Below are 16,240 nucleotides of genomic sequence, written 5' to 3' on the forward strand. Positions count from 1 at the left end.
ATGCCGGTCCAGTTCACCACTGCCCTCCCCGACGAGGACCAGCCGGTCCTCGGCAACGGCGTCGAGGATGAGGTCGCTATCGACCGCGAGAGCGCCGTCACGAACAACGGCGACATCCGCATCCAGATCCGCGAGACGGGCGAGGGCGCGTGGGACGCGTCCGCAACCGGCTTCGCGGAGCAAACGCTCGCGTTCGACACGCTCACGACGCAGTTCACCGGGCGCGAGGACGGCGAGGAGTACGAGGTGCGGGCGCGCTCGGAGACGCAGGACGCGACCGGCGTGTGGACGTCGCCCGTCTCGATCACGACGAAGTTCCCCGGGGCGGTGAGCCTCACCGCGACCGCACTCTCCCCGACAGAGGTCGAGCTCACGTGGACCGACCAGGCAGATAACGAGCTCGGGCAGGAGGTCATCCGCGAGCGGCGCGGCCCGGACGGCGAGTGGTGGCCAGAGCGCGTCGTCGACGACGCCGGCCCGAACACGGAGACGTTCGTCGACGATACCGCCCAACCCGACCACGAGTTCCGCTACCGGATCCGATCGTACACCGATGACACGGAGGCAGACTCGAACACGGACACCGCCTCCACGGCCGACATCGGCCTCGCTCGCCGGCGCATCCCAGCGAGCGGCTGGTACGCCGAGGTGGAGACGCCGGCGGGTAACATCCTCCGGCCGACGATCCTCACCGAGAGTCAGCCCCAGCCGAAGCTCAACGACACACCCGAAGTCGAACTCGCGCTCCCGAGCGATGATCGGTGGCTCGACGAGTCACTCGACCGGGCGACACTCCGCGTGTGGCGTGACGGCGAGCGCCTCCCGATCAGTCGCGTCGAGATACCGGGTGACTCGTCGAGTCAGTCGACGCTCGTCGGGCGGGGCGGCGTCGCGCTCGACGAGGTAGTCGCCCGCGACGTCGACGACCTCGTTCCGACGCACGAGTTCGTCGACCAACTGCTCACGGAGCTGGACATCCCGCACGTCGTCGACGATCCGGCGTCGGACACACGGGCGGACGTCGCCGTGCTCGGGTCAACGAGTCGGGCGCAGGCGTACGACACCTTCGTCGATCTCGACACGGTCCGGAACAACCCCGTCCCGGCTCGGGTTAACTCAGACGGCTCGGTCGAGTTGGTTCAGTCCTGTTGGATTAGTGCGTCTCGCTTCGCTGACGGTGGCGACGCGCCGATCGAGGAACTTGACCCGCCGGACGGAACGCGCTGGGGCGGACGCTCGCACGCACTCGTCGAGTCGGGGGATAGCAAAGAGTGGGACTTCGAGATCAACTACGAGTGGCCCGCCTCCCGAGCGCGCCCTGGCCTTCGATGCTACCCTGTCGACGGCGAGCATCCCTCGTTCGAGGTGCGTCTCGACGGACAGGTCGTCGACGATTACCCCAAGAACTCGCTCCAAGATAGTGACGAGCCGACGTGGATTGACCTCTTCACCGGCCCGGGATTCGACGACGTCACGTTCACCCCGCCGGACTCGGTCACGCTCGAGGTCGTCGCGACCGGGTCGCAGGGCGGGATGGTCATCTTCGACGGGGCTGGCCTCTACGACGACGGGTTCAGCGACGGGATCAGCTTCGGCTCGAACGGGGCCTCGTCGATCGACGCGAACAACAACATCGGCGGGCCGCCCGAATACACGAACAGCCTCGACCTGGAGACGAAGGACGTCGGCACGATCGAGCAGGTGGTCGGCGGGTCGATCGACGCGTCGTTCGACGACACCTCGAACGGGCAGGCGCTCGCGGTGAGCAATGACGGCGGCGAGACGTGGCAGGAGACAACCAACAGCGAGACGGTCGACGCCGACTTCGCGAGCGGGTCGACACAGCTCCGCGGCCGGGTGACGCTCTCGCGATACACCAGCGACCCGAGCTCCTCGCCGACGTCGGGCGACACCGGGCAGACGGTTTCGAACTTCCAGCTGGCGGCCGACCTCGACGACACGCCCTTCCTCGAGGTCGAGTCGTTCGAGGACTCGGTCGCCGGGTTGTTGACGGCGCTCGCAAACCGGCAGCGCTTCGTGTGGGAGGTCCAGAGTCCCGACCAGCATCCGTCGCTCGACGCCGCCGGCGACGACCCCGGCGTGGTCGTGTTCACGCAGCTCGGCCAGCGCGAGGCCAGCATTGACGCGCCCGTGCTCGACTACGAGGTGCGGCGGGACAGCAGCACCGTCGTCGACACGGTCATCGCGTACGGACCGAGCCGGCGCGTCGAGGATGGGCGCGTCGTGTTGACCGGCGAGCAGTTCGTCGGGATCGGCGACGACTACCTCCAGCCCGGCAGGACTCGGGTGTACCAGCCCGGAACAGATGGCGACGCTGACACAGTGTACGACTCGGACGAGGACTACCGGCTCCTCCGCAACGAGGGGTCGATCGCGCGGCGCGAGGGGTCGGCGATCGCCGACGGCGAGGAGGTCCACATCGACTACGAGACGCGCCGACGCGTGGAGTACACCCTCCCGGGTGCGGATGGGTCGGGTGATACCATCCGGGAGACGTTCGAGAATGCCGTCACGTTACGGGCGCTCCAGCAGGCCGCGCTGTTCACCGCGAAGCGCCTATCGAGCCCGCAGCGGCAGGCGACGGTTGAACTCGCCCGCGACGATCTCGGCTACCAGCTCGTCGACGCCCTCTCGGTGGCCGACGTCCCCTGGCTCGACGAGCCGCGCCATATCGCTGGTGTGGATGTCCAGACCGACCGGGTATCGGCAGACCTAGGTGAGCAACAGTCCGCGGGGGAGGTTGTCGACAGCATCAACCGGCGGCTGAGCGGCCTCGCCGAGCGACTCTGACCAGCGAGTGTGACTGTCCGATAGACCAGACGGGAGTGACAGCGCTGCGCCCATTTCATCATGACCACACTTCACGACACCCTGAGACGCACCGCTATTGAGCCGCTTGAGACCGCTGATCTTTGGGCGCCGTTCGTCGCCTCGCTCGGCGCGTTCATCCTTTTCTCCGTCGCGCGACACTACCTCGGCAGGTGGCCCGACCTGTGGTGCCTCCGACAGGCCGTCCTCCCGATCATCGACCGCCTCGCCGACGGCGAGTACGACGAGGAACTCGACGCCGTCGACGACCGGGTCGGCGCCGACCTCGACGAGGCCGTGGATGCGCTCCCCGAGAAGACGGGGCTGCGGTTGAACACGCGGACGCTCGTCGGGACGATCGACGCGCCGCCGGCCGAGGTCCGGTCGATGGAGCGCGTGTGGCCAAACACGCTCGCGTCGATCCAGTTCGATGTCGCCGATGGTGACCGTGTCTGGGAGGTCGGCTCGTACGCGTACAGACCGCAGAGGTTCTTTGGCATGTGGCAGTACCACGTTCGACCCACGCCGGCGGCAGGCGGGCGACAGACGCGGCTCTGGGCACACTACGAGCGGAGTGCGTGGCGGGCGCCTGTCCGGCATTACCGCGGCGAGGGGTGGGATACGGACCGCGGTGTGCGCAATATCGCGTCGATGTTCGCGAGTGACGAGCGATTCGGGGTGAGTGAGCGGACTAAAAAACTGATCGGCGCCGAGTAGCCTCTTTCTACTGTCCTGTATCGATACTGTACACTGTCACGTCCTTGTCCTCGACGACATCCAGAACGTCGAACAGTTGATCGGCGGCTCGCTCGACGTGACCATGTCTTCGATCGCCGGCAACAAAGCGGTCGCGATCAGTAACGAAGGCGGCGCCTCGTGGATCGAGGCGTCGAACACCGAGTCGGTCGAGGGCATGGTCGCGAATCCGAGTCAGGAGATCCGTGCGCGGGTGACGCTCTCGCGCTACAGTATGGATGCCGGCACAGGGCGACGCCGGCCAGTCCGTCGACGACCTCTATAACAGCAATTCGCTCTGACGAGAGCACTTCGAACGATCGAAACACTTTCTACTCAGATCGATCGTATTTTTCACTACTATGGGCTCAAAATTCACCCTCGAGAATCTGCGACGGGTGAAAAAGAATCCTTCAGTCCTTCTCGGTGAACTCGGTATGCTGGCACTTACAGCAAATCAGCACCTTTCACGCACCACGGGCGAGCCTGTCATGGACCAAGACTGGGATGTTCTTTTGCTTCTTGATGGCTGCCGTTTTGATATGTTCGAAGAGAGTAACCGACTGGAGGGGAATCTCACACGGTTTACCTCTCTGGGGAGCCATAGTACTGAGTTTATCCGCCGAAACTTTGCCGGGGAACAGTATCATGATACTGTGTACGTCTCTGCGAACCCACACGTTGAGTCTATCAAAGGAAGGGAAATTTTCCACGATATCGTTGATGTTTTTGACTGGGGCTGGGACAAGGAATATCAGACAGTCCTCCCAGAAACGGTGGCAGACGCAACTATTGAGACAGCCCAAAAATATCCGAACAAGCGTATTATTAGCCATTTTATGCAACCACACACGCCGTTTATCGGCGATAGAGGGGAGAAAATAACGCACGCGGGACTCACAGGAGAGGGTGGTGATCGGGACACTGGAGTTGCTTCGGATGAGCTATCATTATGGATGCGTCTTCGATATCGGTTAGCTACCGAGCCTCTCGATCAGATCTGGAAAGCGTTCGTCGAGAACCTTGAACTCGCCATCCCTCACGTGGAACGGATTTGGGGATCTGTTAGCGGGAAGGTTGTTGTCTCAGCTGATCATGGAAATATGATGGGCGAACGGATGTATCCAATTCCAGCGAAGATGTGGGGCCACCCCCCGAAAATTGATCATCCGGTCCTAACTGAAGTGCCCTGGTTAGAGATGCCGTACGAGGGACGGCGGACTGCCACATCCGACCAGCCAGTTGCCGAGACCAAACAGATGAACGAATCAGAAGTCGAAAACCGGCTTCACGCCTTAGGATACACATAGTTGCTCCTCGTTTGTGAGCGTCGATACAGTACACCATCGATGAGGAGACGGCGACCGCGTCTGGGAGGTCGGCTCGTACGCGTACAGACCGCAGAGGTTCTTTGGCATGTGGCAGTACCACGTCCGGCTCACGCCGACGGCTGACAGGCGGACAAGAGTCTGGGCGCATTACGAGCGGCCGGCTTGGAGACAGCCTGTGCGCCACTACCGCGGCGACGGGTGGGACGCCGATGAGGGCGTCCGCGAGGTCGCGTCGTTGTTCGCGACCGACGAGCGCTTCGAGCCGAGTGCCCGCGCGATCGCGCTCGTCGATCGGGATGTCCTCACGGCTTGACCGAACACTCATACATCTTGCCGGCCCTCTCTCGAATATGCCCCGGTACTCCGATGCGGACTTCCTCGAAGAGATCCGCCGCGTTGCCGATCTCCCTCATGTCGATGGCCCGCCGAGTGAGCAAACGTTCGACGACAAGGCGGATGTGTCGGCACAGATCGTGCGGCGCCGGTTTGGCTCCTGGAGAGCTGCGATCGAAGCGGCGGGTCTCGGCCCGTACACACAGGCCGACAAAATCCCGCGTGACAAGCTCGTCGCTGAACTTCGCTGGCTTCGTGACGAGGTGGGCCAGATCCCGACCGCCGACCAGATGGACGAACACGGCGGGTACGCCTACATCACGTACTACGAGCGATTCGGATCGTGGGCGGATGCGCTCGAAGAGGTCTTTGGCGAGGTCCCCGACCGTGAGTGGGAGCACGTCTCGGACGCCGACCTCCTCGCCGAGCTTCAACGGCTCTCCAGTGACGATGGTAGTCCGCCGACTACGAGCGACGTCACAGAACGGGGCGACCACGCGGTCTCGACGTACGTCGACCGGTTCGGGTCGTGGCAAGCAGCCCTTGAAGCGGCCGACTTCGAGCCATCGACGTCACAGGGCGTGACGACTGCCGAGCTGCTCGCTGAGTTACGACGGCTTCACGACGAGTTCGACACGAAACCAACGACGACGATCGTCCGCGACCACGGTGTCTACTCGGTCGCGACCTACTACAACCGATTTGACTCGTGGGGCGACGCGCTCGACGCGGCGTTTGAGACCGTCCCGGAGAACACCGCTGACGACCGGACCGCCGAGGACAGAAGGCGCGCCGCCCAGACGCACAGCGATGACGACCTCCTCGAGGAGATTCGCCGCGTCGCTGATGTGGCCGACGCCGACGGAGCGCCCTCACTCCAGGACTTCCGCAACCACAGTGACATCGCCGACACGACCGTCCTCCGCCGGTTCGACTCGTGGAACGCTGCCGTCGCGAAAGCGGGGTTCGAGCCGAACGACCCGCTGACGGCGATCGACCGGGAGGACCTGATCGCGGAACTCCGGCGACTCCGGGATGCTCTCGGTGAGGTCCCCACCGGTACGCAGATGAACGAGCACGGCGAGTACTCCCGCTCGACGTATCAGAAGCGCTTCGGCTCGTGGGACGAGGCTGTCGAGGCGGCATTCACCGAGCCGGACGCGTAGACCGCTGTACTCATGGTGTGACACTCGATGGGGACGCAGACGACTGGGCTGGTCCCTATCCAGAAAATCAGCGCCCAGTCGCCTGAGAGGGTCCGAACCCATCGGATATACACGACAGGGCATATGTAGATGTTCCGGTCGAACGACACGCACGCACCCGATCAAAGAAGCTTCGCTTGACGTAGAATCGCCCAGGCCCTCACTTTTAGAAACGGCAGTCTGACGCCTGCTACCTGCCATGTGTACCGTTCACACACATCTTGAGGTCACACAAAGTATTTATATACGACGCTGGTTGTTCAAAGCGCAGTACCCCTATCCGATGCAGAATGCGATGCCGAATGTGAGTAATCCGAGTCAAGTCCGGTCGCGCTTTGATGATGAAGTCGGTGCGGACGACGGGCGGGCGACCCAGACGCGGACAAAGCACGGGTGTCGCGACGCAGACACAACAATACACAATGACAAACGACAATAACACACGCACGAAGGCCAACGCGGTCTTCTTTGCGGCGGTCATGGTCATCTCCATGGTCGCAGTTGGATTTGCCGCCGCTCCCGCGGCTGCGGCCAGTTCGACTGCCAACGGATCCGTTTCTCCCGATACCGTCGGGGAAGACGGAAGCCAGAATAGTTACACAGTAAGCATTGATCTCACTGACGTTGACACGTCAGACGGGTCGACTGGTTCGAACGTTACGTTCAATTTCGCCGATGCGTTCGACCTCTCGTCGGCCAGTCTGACGAGTGAGAGTGTCAACGGCAGCACAACAAACGCCGGTACTGCCAATTACCCGAACCAGAACAACGTCTCGGTCACCTTCGACGACTCTAGTGGTGTGGCTTCTGAGGACCTCACCGTCAGTGTCCAGGTTGACCAGGTTACGTTAGACAGCACCGGTTCATTCGACATCACCGCCGGCGTTGACAGTAACGGCAACAGTACGTTCGATCTGGCCGACCAGACGGTCGGCACCGTCACCACCACCGATGAGTCTCCTGCGCCGCGCAAGGCGACGCACTACGTCAACAGCACTCAGAGTGGAGGAGTCATCGACATCCCGTACGATGACGGTCCTCTCTCGCTTAACAGCCAGAGTGTTGACGTCAACCTGGCCAACGGAACGACATACACCTACAGCGGCGGAGATGTCGTTCAGAACATTGACGGTCAGCTCACCGTCATCACCGGTCAGACCTACAATAACGTCGATAACGTGTCTGTTTCCGGCGTTTCCGGTCCCCCCGGGAACGACGTGAGCAGCGACCCGATCGACGTCACCTTCGCGCCGACCGCGGTCGACACGACGGCTGGCAGTAACGCTGTCACCGAGGCGTTCGCCGGTGAGAACGTCGCTCTCGAAGGTGCTGAGGACGACGAGTTCGACATCGACGGCCCCGGCGTGAGCCGGACCCGTGGTGCGGGCGAGAACAGCGGCGTTTACGTCCTCGACACGGACGACTTCGAGACTGGCGAGTACAACATCACTAACAACAACGATGACGAAGTTGTCCTCGACATCCGTAACCTCGGCCTCGACGTCGAGAGCGACGAGGACGAGTTCACCACCGACGAAAACGTGACCGCGACGGTCACGTCCGACGCGATTAACCGTCCGATCACGGCCGAACTCCTCGACAGCGACGGTGACGTCGTTGACGACACCGAAGCCACGATCGATAGCGACGGTGAGGTCGAAGTCGACCTGGGCACCCAGAGCGACACGGGTACCTACACGGTCGAAGTCACCGACGACAACTCGGCAGTCAGCGTCGAGTCCGGTGAGTTCGACATCGTTGAAGCACCCGAGGGTGACATCTCCTTCGAGGAGAGCTTCGTGACCGAGCAGCGCGGTGACGTTGCGAACATCACGGTCGACTTCCAGGGCGACCGGGACACTGCGTACCTCACCATCGGTGACGACGACGAGGTTGGTTACGAGACCAACGTCAGCATCGACGCCGACGGCGAGGACAACGTCACGGTTGGCTTCAACACCTACATCGCTGGCAACACCACTTCGTCCAACGTCTCCGGCAGCGACGTTGTGTTCCTGGCCGACCAGGACAGTGACGCGTCGGTCAGCTTCGTGAACGAGAGCGAGACCAACCTCGAAAACATGCTCGCGGCGGGTACGTACCCGTTCGAGATCAGCGACACGAGCTTCGTCCAGACCGCCAAGGGTAACTCCGACTCGGTGGGCGACCTCGAACTCGAAGAGCGCTCTGTCGAGGACTTCCAGCTGTGGACCACCTCGGATGACGTCTTCGAGGATGTCGAGAACGTTGAGGACATCACGAACGGTGTCGAGAACGACACCGTCGTCGAGACGAGTTCGCTGGCTGAGAGCGACGTCCTCATCCAGGAGCTTACTGCGACCGGACTCGAGGGTGCCCTCGAACTGAACGGCGACCTCGAGACTCTAGTCGACAACGGTGCTGTCGACCTGCGCATCCGGCAGACGGCTGACACCACCGCGCCGAACTCGCAGCGCAAGACCGCTGACGTCACGTCGATGTTCGATGACGGCGACATCAGCGTCATCTCGACTGAGGGTTCGTACTACATCGCGTTCGACCAGGACAACCTCGACCTCGGCAGCGAGGACATCGCTGACGAGGACGCCTTCGAGGTCCGCGTCCAGGTTCAGGATGCGCGTCTGCTCGATCCGGATGAAGACGAACTTGACGACGCTGACGGCGATCTCTCCGAGTTCTACGAGACCGCCACGGCGACGTTCGAGTACCAAGAGGCGACGGGCGAATTCGACACGCCGGTCGAAGTTCAGGCCGCTGAGAACCAGAGCATCACGGGCACGACCAACGCCGCGCCCGGCCAGGAGTTCACGGTGCGCGTGCGCTCCGACTCTGGTGTCTCGCCCGGCTTCGTCCAGTCCGCTGAAGATGTGACCGTCCAGGCTGACGGCACGTTCGAGGCAACGGGTCTCGATCTGAGCGACGCCTCGGTGAACGATACGTTCACCGTGACCGCGCAGCAGTCCACCTTCGACGCTGAGGAAGACGGCACCGTGGTCGAAGAGGTCGGCCAGGCCGCCTTCCTCGAAGTGTCTGAACTGAACCCCGAAGAGACCACCGCGACTGCTGGTGACTCGGTCGACGTTTCGGCGACGATCGAGAACACCGGCAGTGAGGAGGCCACCCAGACCGTCGCGCTTACGCTCGACGGCGACGAACTCGACACGACTGAAGTCACCCTCGCGGGTGGTAACAGCACGACCGTCGAGTTCTCGGCCGACACGTCCGGTCTCGAAGCCGGCGATTACACGCACGGCGTCGCGACCGACGACGATGAGGCCACTGGCACGCTGACCATCGAAACCTCTGGCGACGATGGCGGCGACTCCAGCGACGGAGACTCCAGCGACGGAGACTCCAGCGGAGACTCCAGCGGAGACTCCAGCGGAGACTCCAGCGGAGACTCCAGTGACGGTAACGGGACCGACGACTCCACCGACGACGGAACGCCCGGCTTCGGTGCGCTCGTCGCGCTCGTTGCCCTCATCGCGGCTGCGCTGCTCGCGACCCGCCGCAACGAGTAACATCGTTGCCTGACGGTCGCGACTCGTAGCTTCGAACCATCGGCCCTCGCGGGTCGACCCACACGCGGTTTTTCTTTATCGCGCTCACCCAGTGAGCGACAGCGAGCTGCGACGCTCGCGAGCGGACACTCAATACTACCCAAAAGAGATCGACGGCCTACGCGCCGTCGAGAAGCGCGTCTCGCGCCTGCTTCAACTCCGCGACATCGTAGTCGTCGTTGCCGCCCTGGTCGCCGTGCGCGTCCTTCACGAGCTCGCGGAACGCACCCTTCACCGTCGGCTCTGGTGGCATCCTTCGCGACGCCGAGCACCTCGTGCGGCTCCCGGTCAGGTTCGGGTTCGACGGCGATCACGTCCGGGCCCGACTCGTCGCCGGGCGGGAGGCGAGCCGTCTCGAACTCCGAGTCCGCAGTCGTCACGCCGCACCGCTCGGCGAGGCGCTTCCGGCGGGCGTATAGACTGATGGCCCGCGCGTTCTCCAGCTGCGTTGTCCAGCGGTCACACGCGATCGCGTAGCCCTCGTCGGCGGGGCGATCCTCACGCCGGAAGCGCGCCACGACGCCGACGACGTCGGGCCTGTCGTTCTGGTGTGGGATGTTCGGTCGGTCCTTGTAGTGGGTCGAGGCGGTGGAGATGCGGACGTCGGTCGCACCCCAACGTTCGAGCTCGTCGACGATCGACTGGAACGACTCCTTGCGCGTGAGGGAGATGTCGCCCGGGTAGGCGTCGCGCTCGCTCGGGGCAGTGCGGGGATAGCCCTCTGGCCACCGGAGTTCGGGGGCGCGTTGCTCAGTCGCGTTCATCGGCTTCGATCTCCTCCATCACGTCGACGTTCGCGGCGAGCTCCTGGAGCGCCACCTGAAGCTCACCGAGCTGCCCGTCGATCTTCTCGACGATCGCCTCCGGGGCAGGCGCCTCGTCCGGCACCTCAACGTCGAGGTCGTCGACGGGGAGTTCGCTCCGAGCGTCACCCAGCTCATCAGCTGCGGACCGGAGTCGGTCGGCGGGTTCACTCATCTGTCCCCTCCTCGCAGACGACGTCGCGGAGTTCCTCGAGCAACTCCGGGTGGTGCTCTTTGAGGACCTCCACGTCACTTTCGAGCTCTTCCTGAATCCGTCCCCGGACCCGGGACGTTGCCTGGTACTTCCGGGAGTCACCATGCTCACCCGCGATTTGCTCGCGCTCCGTTTCGGTGAGAAGCGCGCGAGTCTTCGCCATACCGCATCTTCCGTGCGTGTCCATTGTAGTATTTGCTAACCTCTACAGGGTACTACTTAGCGAATCTACTAATAGTTAGCGCAAATGCTAACCTATAAGTGGTTAGCAAATATACTAACAAGTAGGAAGCACCGGGACGCGGTCAGAAGATGGCCGCCGGCGTACCAGCGCCGACGACCGGTGCTGTCCACTATCGACAGCATGTCAGACCACAACCCACGCGATGAAAAGCGTACGGACACGGACGCAGCACAGATCGGAGACCTCCGAGAACTCGTCGTTGGCGACCAGGTGCTCGTCGGCGACCGCTCGAAGCCGCTCGACGTCGTCGACCTCGGTGTGCGGACCATCACCGACGAGCGGATCGACGCCACCATCGAGGTACCGGTCGTCAAACTGGAGGGCGACTGGGCCAACGCGGCGACGATCGTCCTCACCCACCGTATCGACCGGACGCCTGTCCGCCAGGAGGACGGCAGCTACCGGCAGCGGCTCGACGAGTTTGACACGATCGTCGACATGGAGATGGGCCGCGAACGGGATGTCCGCCGGACCCATGCGGCCGACCGCGTTGGCCGGAGTGACGAGCCTAACGCTGAGGAGAGTGTCGTCGATGTCTAAGGCCGACGCCGTCGACGCGACCACGGGAGCAGGAACGTTCGACGAGCGCGCTGCGAAGGCACTCACCGAGAGCATGACCGTCCTCGACAACCGGACGTTCGGCGACCTCCGCGACGAGGAGTTCCTCGTCGTCACGCCGACCGGGAGCTACCGCGTCGACGCGATCGCCGACACCTGTGACTGTCCGGACGCGCTCCACCGGGCGCCCGACGAGGGCTGTAAGCACCGGCTTCGCGTAGCCCTGGCCCGCGGTGAGCGACCGATCCCGGGCTGGGCCGACCGGTCGGCGATCGACGAGCAACTTGGCCAGCACCTTGCAGCGAGTCCGCGGATCGCCACGGCAGACGGCCGGACGGAGGTGTTCGAACAGTGAGGCGGACCGGGCGCGGGTTCGACGTTGCCGTTCGCGACGACGAGGGACGCATCGAGACGTTCGTGACGGTGACGCCGATCGACGGCGACGAGGAGCAGGCCGAGGCGATCGCCGAGCTCGTCCGCGACGAGTACCAGACGACGCGAGACGTGTTTGACGTTGAGGGGCAGAGTCGCGACGGCGACGGTGGCGTGCGACCCGTCCCGCCGGGCGTCGACGATCCCACGGAGGCCGACAGATGAGCGCTGTTCGAGAACTCCACGAGATGAAGGCCGAGATCGCTCGGAGAATCGGAACGGATCCAGAGCGGTATGGTCGGGGCTGCGGGCACAAGACCCTGCTCGCCAAGGAGGTGCGTCTCGTGGCCGAGGAGTTGGGTATGGGCCTCTCCGACCAGCCGCGCCAGCAGGTTCGCGACGCGCTGATGATTCGCGCCGGGAGAGACCACCGAACCGGAATTAGCTTCTACGACTCGCGTGACGTGGAAGCGATCCTCGACCAGCTGGAGGACGACGATGCCTGACCTCGTCGAGCGCGCCGGCGTTGTCGAGACCGGCCAGACGTGGCGCTGCGACGAGTCCCAGGCCGATCCCGAGGACGTGCCCGAACCGCACGAGGCCCCACTGTGGGAACCGCAGCCGCGCTTCACAGCTGTCGTCGACCGCGTCGAAGAGGACTACATCGAGTTAACTGTCGGGACCGGGAACTCCCATCCGCGGACGCCCGACTTCGGCGCCGAGATGGTGTCGACGGTCGCAACGCTGACGAGCGATCCTCGATGGTCGCTCGTCGAGGATGGGGAGGTGGCCGATGTCAAGTGAGGAGACGTTCACGCGGCTCAACATCGACGAGCGCTATGACCTCCTGGAGCGCCTCGAAGCGATCGACCCGGGCGAGCGTGTCCGCCTCACCTACGACTCATCGCGAAGCCCTGACGACAAGTCAGTCGAGGGACGTGTCATGGACCACGACGAGGCGACGCTGTGCGCCCGGACGGACGACCTCAAAGGAGACGTCTTCGTCGACGAGTGGAACATCGAAGCGAAACACTACGCCGGACTCGTGGTCAAGACGACCGGCGGGCGGAGTACCCGGCGGCAGCCGCGCCTCGGTGAGCTGCTCGACGTCAAGGTGATCGACGATGAGTGATCCGGACCAGCGCTCGGAAGCCGTTACAAGTACTTCTAATCGGCCGTCGTCTGGCGATCTCCCGACGATCGCCTACCAGACTCGGTCGGGCGAACGCCGGCGCGTCCGCTACGAGCGCGTTGCCACCGAGCCCTGGAACGTCGAGCGACGCGTCGACCGGTGGGACGCCGACGAGAGTGAGTGGGTGCCCTGCGGCGGCGAGGCGCTCTCGCAGCTGGTGATCGACGACGAGCACCGCGCTGCGGTGACCGTCACGGAGAGTCCATGATCCGCAACAAGCTCGCGGACCTCATCGAAGAGACCGCGCGCTCCCGGCGGGCGAGCTCGCGTTCGAGCGCCGTCATCGGGCGGACGCTCAAGCACTTCGGCGTCGCGAAGGCGTTCGAGGCGACCGCTCGATGGATTCGAGTGGACATCGAGGAGGAGTCGTCATGAGCCTCCGCTCGTTCTCCGATCCGGACACGGAGTTCGAGTTGCTGATCTCGGAGGCTGGCGACCGCGGTGACGGCCACCAGGTCGGCGAGCCGTACGGCATCCGATGTGTGTACTGTGGGGCGACCATCGAGATCGACGGGCCGGACGGCCACCAGACCGCGATCGACGACCTGCCGCACGCTACGACGTGCCCGCAGCGCGACGTTGTCTCGCAGTACTACCGAGATCGGTTCGTGCGGTAGGTTCACCTCAATTCACTTTTAGTACCACCCCGGAAGCGAGGGGCCGCTTTATTACCCCAGTCCGCGTCAGCAGTCACCAGTATGATACGTCGTCCGGGAGTCTTCGACGACGAGACCCCACCACCCGACCTCCGGCATCGCGAGGCGCACGTCCAGGAGCTGATCCGGCTCCTCCACCGGGCGCGCTCCGACCACGACCAGGGCGCGTTGCTGGCGGGTCCGAGTGGCGTCGGGAAGACCGCACTCGGCCGGACGGTCCTCAAGGAGTTCGCCCGCGAGTTCGGGACGCGCTGGACGTGGATCCAGGCGCTCGGGACGACCACGGGTGAGCTCTTCCGTGAGGCCATCCGCGGCGCCGGCGGGACCGTCGCCGACAACGCACCGAACGACGAACTCCCGGAGCGACTCCGGGAGACGCTCGACGGCGATGAGCTCTTCCTCCTGCTCGACGAGGCCGACGACGTCGCCGGGACGGATGCGGTCGGCCAGCTGACTGCCGTCCCGGGCGTCGAGGTCGTGGTGATCTGCCACGAGCCAGACGACTGGCTCGCTCGTGCCGAGTCGCGAGTCCGGCAGTATCTCCACGGCGGCCGGATCGAACTCGACCGGTTCGGCGTCGACGAGCTCGCGGACATCCTTCGCGACCGGTCACGTGTCGGCCTCGTCGACGACGTGGTCACACGCGAGCAGCTCGAGACGATCGCCGACGACGTCGCCGGCGTCGCCCGCGAGGGCATCCAGACGCTGCGCGCCGCCGCCGAGATCGCGGAGGAGCGCGAACACGGACGTATCCACGACGCCGACGTCGACGACGCCTACGAGCGTGCCCGTTCCAGTATCCGAGAGGCGAACCTCCAGTCGCTCCCGTTTCACCATCGTGTCCTCTACGAGTTGATTCGCGACGCTGGCGAGATAACCGGGCGCGAGCTTCACCAGCGATACGAGGCGGTCGAGGAGCGCGTGTACGCGAACAGAGAGCGGACTCCCATCAGCCGTCGCGACCGGCGGAACAAGCTCGACAAGCTTCGAGCGTACGACCTCGTCGAGCGGGAGCGGCTCGACCATCGGTGGTTGTATTCACCGGTGGAAGCTACCCTAAATATCCAGTCCGATCTGACCCAAACAGAACGGCTGTACCCTAACTGATCGGTTCAGATACTTTTCTCCGGATTCTCGTCATGAAATTAAACGCGTCAAGTTTCGGTGCTGGGTAGTCATCCACTTGAGCACCAGACGAAGCAAGAATCTCATGTACGTGATCCATGATCTCGTTCACGGATGCTTCAGTCTCACTCAGTGTCTTTGCTATGACCCCAACTACAATTGGGGTCGCAAAGCTCGTGCCGTATTTTACGCCAATGTCTTCTATTGCTTTCGTGTGAGATATTGTAGGTACGTAAGACGGTGCTAAGACTTCCGGATCCCCATCAAGTGGCTTTGTATTATCCGGATATGGACGTGTGAAATTATTCCGAATACATGCTCCACCACCCGCACACTCATTCTGTCCGCAGAACACTTGATCTAGTGAGGAGTCTTCAAAACTATATGGGCCACCCCTTCTCTTACGGTTGGCTTCCTTCTTTGGTTCTGGACAGAGTGTTTCACATCCTCCAACAGAAACGACGCTAGGGAGGTTCGCGGGACCGTATACGTACTGCTTTGGACCGTCTTCGTATTCTAGGTTCCCTATTGCCGCAATCGGTAGTATGCCACTATCTACTGCCCGTTCTATCGGAGGATAATAGGGAGACGACTTCGCAGGAATCTGATTTGGTGCTCCAAGGGAGATATTTAAGAGATCAACACCATCCTCAATGGCCCGATCTATCGCGTGTGAATACTCACTCACACCAATATTTTCTCGTTCTTCGCCCACCACCTGATAAAAGCTGAATGTTGCTTTTGGAGCAATACGGCGGATAATATCGAATATGAGCATGCCGTGTTCAATCTCAAAGTGTTTGATATCAAGGTCTACAAATGACTCTGTCGTGTAGATGTGGTGTTCATTGTACGCCCACTGTGGAGGTTGATTTACTGAATCAACAATACCGATATGAATTCCATCGCCGTCTGTGGGTGCTGGACTGAGAGATACACTCTCAAATATTGAATCAAATACGTGGTCGCGAAATTCGGTTGCCGTCGTAATTGTATCTGACTTCACAGTCTACTGAAGGACCCGAAGTTCCCCATCCGGTGAGATCGACTGGACTTCATCCAGTTGATGGATTCGACTGATCT

The 16,240-nt window shown here is 62.8% G+C and carries 21 protein-coding genes; 17 read left to right on the plus strand and 4 right to left on the minus strand.

The window, feature by feature from the left end; translation table 11 throughout:
• The 7 genes from ACODNG_RS10695 to ACODNG_RS10725 all read left to right on the plus strand — a co-directional run bounded on the left by ACODNG_RS10695 (window position 1) and on the right by ACODNG_RS10725 (window position 9,954).
• Window positions 1-2,811 (plus strand): hypothetical protein, encoded by a 2,811-nt coding sequence (locus ACODNG_RS10695; protein ID WP_434521297.1) that lies wholly within the window; start codon window positions 1-3, stop codon window positions 2,809-2,811.
• Between the two features lie 60 nt (window positions 2,812-2,871).
• On the plus strand, window positions 2,872-3,546 hold the full coding sequence (locus tag ACODNG_RS10700) for a hypothetical protein (RefSeq protein WP_434521298.1): 675 nt from the start codon (window positions 2,872-2,874) through the stop codon (window positions 3,544-3,546).
• A gap of 103 nt (window positions 3,547-3,649) precedes the next feature.
• Complete coding sequence (locus ACODNG_RS10705; protein ID WP_434521299.1) at window positions 3,650-3,850, plus strand: hypothetical protein; 201 nt, start codon at window positions 3,650-3,652, stop codon at window positions 3,848-3,850.
• A gap of 76 nt (window positions 3,851-3,926) precedes the next feature.
• The gene (locus ACODNG_RS10710) at window positions 3,927-4,874 is read left to right on the plus strand and encodes a hypothetical protein (RefSeq protein ID WP_434521300.1); all 948 of its coding nucleotides are present in this window, start codon (window positions 3,927-3,929) and stop codon (window positions 4,872-4,874) included.
• A 106-nt stretch (window positions 4,875-4,980) separates the two neighbouring features.
• Window positions 4,981-5,208, plus strand: a complete 228-nt coding sequence (locus ACODNG_RS10715) for a hypothetical protein (protein WP_434521301.1) — start codon at window positions 4,981-4,983, stop codon at window positions 5,206-5,208.
• Window positions 5,209-5,245: 37 nt separating this feature from the next.
• A complete protein-coding gene (locus ACODNG_RS10720) occupies window positions 5,246-6,394 on the plus strand; it encodes a homing endonuclease associated repeat-containing protein (RefSeq protein WP_434521302.1) in 1,149 nt (382 codons plus the stop codon).
• 839 nt (window positions 6,395-7,233) lie between these two features.
• On the plus strand, window positions 7,234-9,954 hold the full coding sequence (locus tag ACODNG_RS10725) for a BGTF surface domain-containing protein (RefSeq protein ID WP_434521303.1): 2,721 nt from the start codon (window positions 7,234-7,236) through the stop codon (window positions 9,952-9,954).
• 157 nt (window positions 9,955-10,111) lie between these two features.
• Here ACODNG_RS10725 and ACODNG_RS10730 read toward each other — a convergent pair whose 3' ends face one another.
• The 3 genes from ACODNG_RS10730 to ACODNG_RS10740 form a co-directional block, all read right to left on the minus strand.
• Entirely contained in the window at window positions 10,112-10,246 is a 135-nt protein-coding gene (locus ACODNG_RS10730; protein ID WP_434521304.1) for a hypothetical protein, read from the minus strand.
• A 497-nt stretch (window positions 10,247-10,743) separates the two neighbouring features.
• Window positions 10,744-10,971 carry a hypothetical protein gene (locus tag ACODNG_RS10735; protein ID WP_434521305.1) on the minus strand — a complete coding sequence of 76 codons (228 nt, stop codon included), beginning with the start codon at window positions 10,969-10,971 and terminating at the stop codon, window positions 10,744-10,746.
• Window positions 10,964-11,173 carry a hypothetical protein gene (locus ACODNG_RS10740; protein ID WP_434521306.1) on the minus strand — a complete coding sequence of 70 codons (210 nt, stop codon included), beginning with the start codon at window positions 11,171-11,173 and terminating at the stop codon, window positions 10,964-10,966. The genes ACODNG_RS10735 and ACODNG_RS10740 overlap by 8 nt, the downstream gene beginning before the upstream one ends.
• A gap of 291 nt (window positions 11,174-11,464) precedes the next feature.
• Between ACODNG_RS10740 and ACODNG_RS10745 the strand changes: the two genes are divergently transcribed.
• The 10 genes from ACODNG_RS10745 (at window position 11,465) to ACODNG_RS10790 (ending at window position 15,139) form a co-directional block, all read left to right on the plus strand.
• Complete coding sequence (locus ACODNG_RS10745; RefSeq protein ID WP_434521307.1) at window positions 11,465-11,794, plus strand: hypothetical protein; 330 nt, start codon at window positions 11,465-11,467, stop codon at window positions 11,792-11,794.
• The gene (locus tag ACODNG_RS10750) at window positions 11,787-12,167 is read left to right on the plus strand and encodes a hypothetical protein (RefSeq protein WP_434521308.1); all 381 of its coding nucleotides are present in this window, start codon (window positions 11,787-11,789) and stop codon (window positions 12,165-12,167) included. Before ACODNG_RS10745 ends, ACODNG_RS10750 begins: the two co-directional genes overlap by 8 nt.
• On the plus strand, window positions 12,164-12,409 hold the full coding sequence (locus ACODNG_RS10755; RefSeq protein WP_434521309.1) for a hypothetical protein: 246 nt from the start codon (window positions 12,164-12,166) through the stop codon (window positions 12,407-12,409). Before ACODNG_RS10750 ends, ACODNG_RS10755 begins: the two co-directional genes overlap by 4 nt.
• The gene (locus ACODNG_RS10760; protein WP_434521310.1) at window positions 12,406-12,690 is read left to right on the plus strand and encodes a hypothetical protein; all 285 of its coding nucleotides are present in this window, start codon (window positions 12,406-12,408) and stop codon (window positions 12,688-12,690) included. Before ACODNG_RS10755 ends, ACODNG_RS10760 begins: the two co-directional genes overlap by 4 nt.
• Window positions 12,683-12,988 (plus strand): SNF2/RAD54 family helicase, encoded by a 306-nt coding sequence (locus ACODNG_RS10765; protein WP_434521311.1) that lies wholly within the window; start codon window positions 12,683-12,685, stop codon window positions 12,986-12,988. The genes ACODNG_RS10760 and ACODNG_RS10765 overlap by 8 nt, the downstream gene beginning before the upstream one ends.
• A complete protein-coding gene (locus tag ACODNG_RS10770; RefSeq protein WP_434521312.1) occupies window positions 12,978-13,316 on the plus strand; it encodes a hypothetical protein in 339 nt (112 codons plus the stop codon). The genes ACODNG_RS10765 and ACODNG_RS10770 overlap by 11 nt, the downstream gene beginning before the upstream one ends.
• Complete coding sequence (locus tag ACODNG_RS10775) at window positions 13,309-13,584, plus strand: hypothetical protein (RefSeq protein WP_434521313.1); 276 nt, start codon at window positions 13,309-13,311, stop codon at window positions 13,582-13,584. The genes ACODNG_RS10770 and ACODNG_RS10775 overlap by 8 nt, the downstream gene beginning before the upstream one ends.
• Entirely contained in the window at window positions 13,581-13,751 is a 171-nt protein-coding gene (locus ACODNG_RS10780) for a hypothetical protein (protein WP_434521314.1), read from the plus strand. The genes ACODNG_RS10775 and ACODNG_RS10780 overlap by 4 nt, the downstream gene beginning before the upstream one ends.
• The gene (locus ACODNG_RS10785; RefSeq protein WP_434521315.1) at window positions 13,748-13,993 is read left to right on the plus strand and encodes a hypothetical protein; all 246 of its coding nucleotides are present in this window, start codon (window positions 13,748-13,750) and stop codon (window positions 13,991-13,993) included. The genes ACODNG_RS10780 and ACODNG_RS10785 overlap by 4 nt, the downstream gene beginning before the upstream one ends.
• An 81-nt stretch (window positions 13,994-14,074) precedes the next feature.
• A complete protein-coding gene (locus ACODNG_RS10790; protein WP_434521316.1) occupies window positions 14,075-15,139 on the plus strand; it encodes a Cdc6/Cdc18 family protein in 1,065 nt (354 codons plus the stop codon).
• On the opposite strand, the gene ACODNG_RS10795 is transcribed toward ACODNG_RS10790, so the two are convergent.
• Entirely contained in the window at window positions 15,132-16,163 is a 1,032-nt protein-coding gene (locus ACODNG_RS10795) for a S8 family serine peptidase (protein ID WP_434521317.1), read from the minus strand. The genes ACODNG_RS10790 and ACODNG_RS10795 overlap by 8 nt on opposite strands.
• Window positions 16,164-16,240: the final 77 nt, after the last annotated feature.

The sequence above is a fragment of the Halorubrum sp. AS12 genome, assembly GCF_051122765.1.
Taxonomy (GTDB): domain Archaea; phylum Halobacteriota; class Halobacteria; order Halobacteriales; family Haloferacaceae; genus Halorubrum; species Halorubrum trapanicum.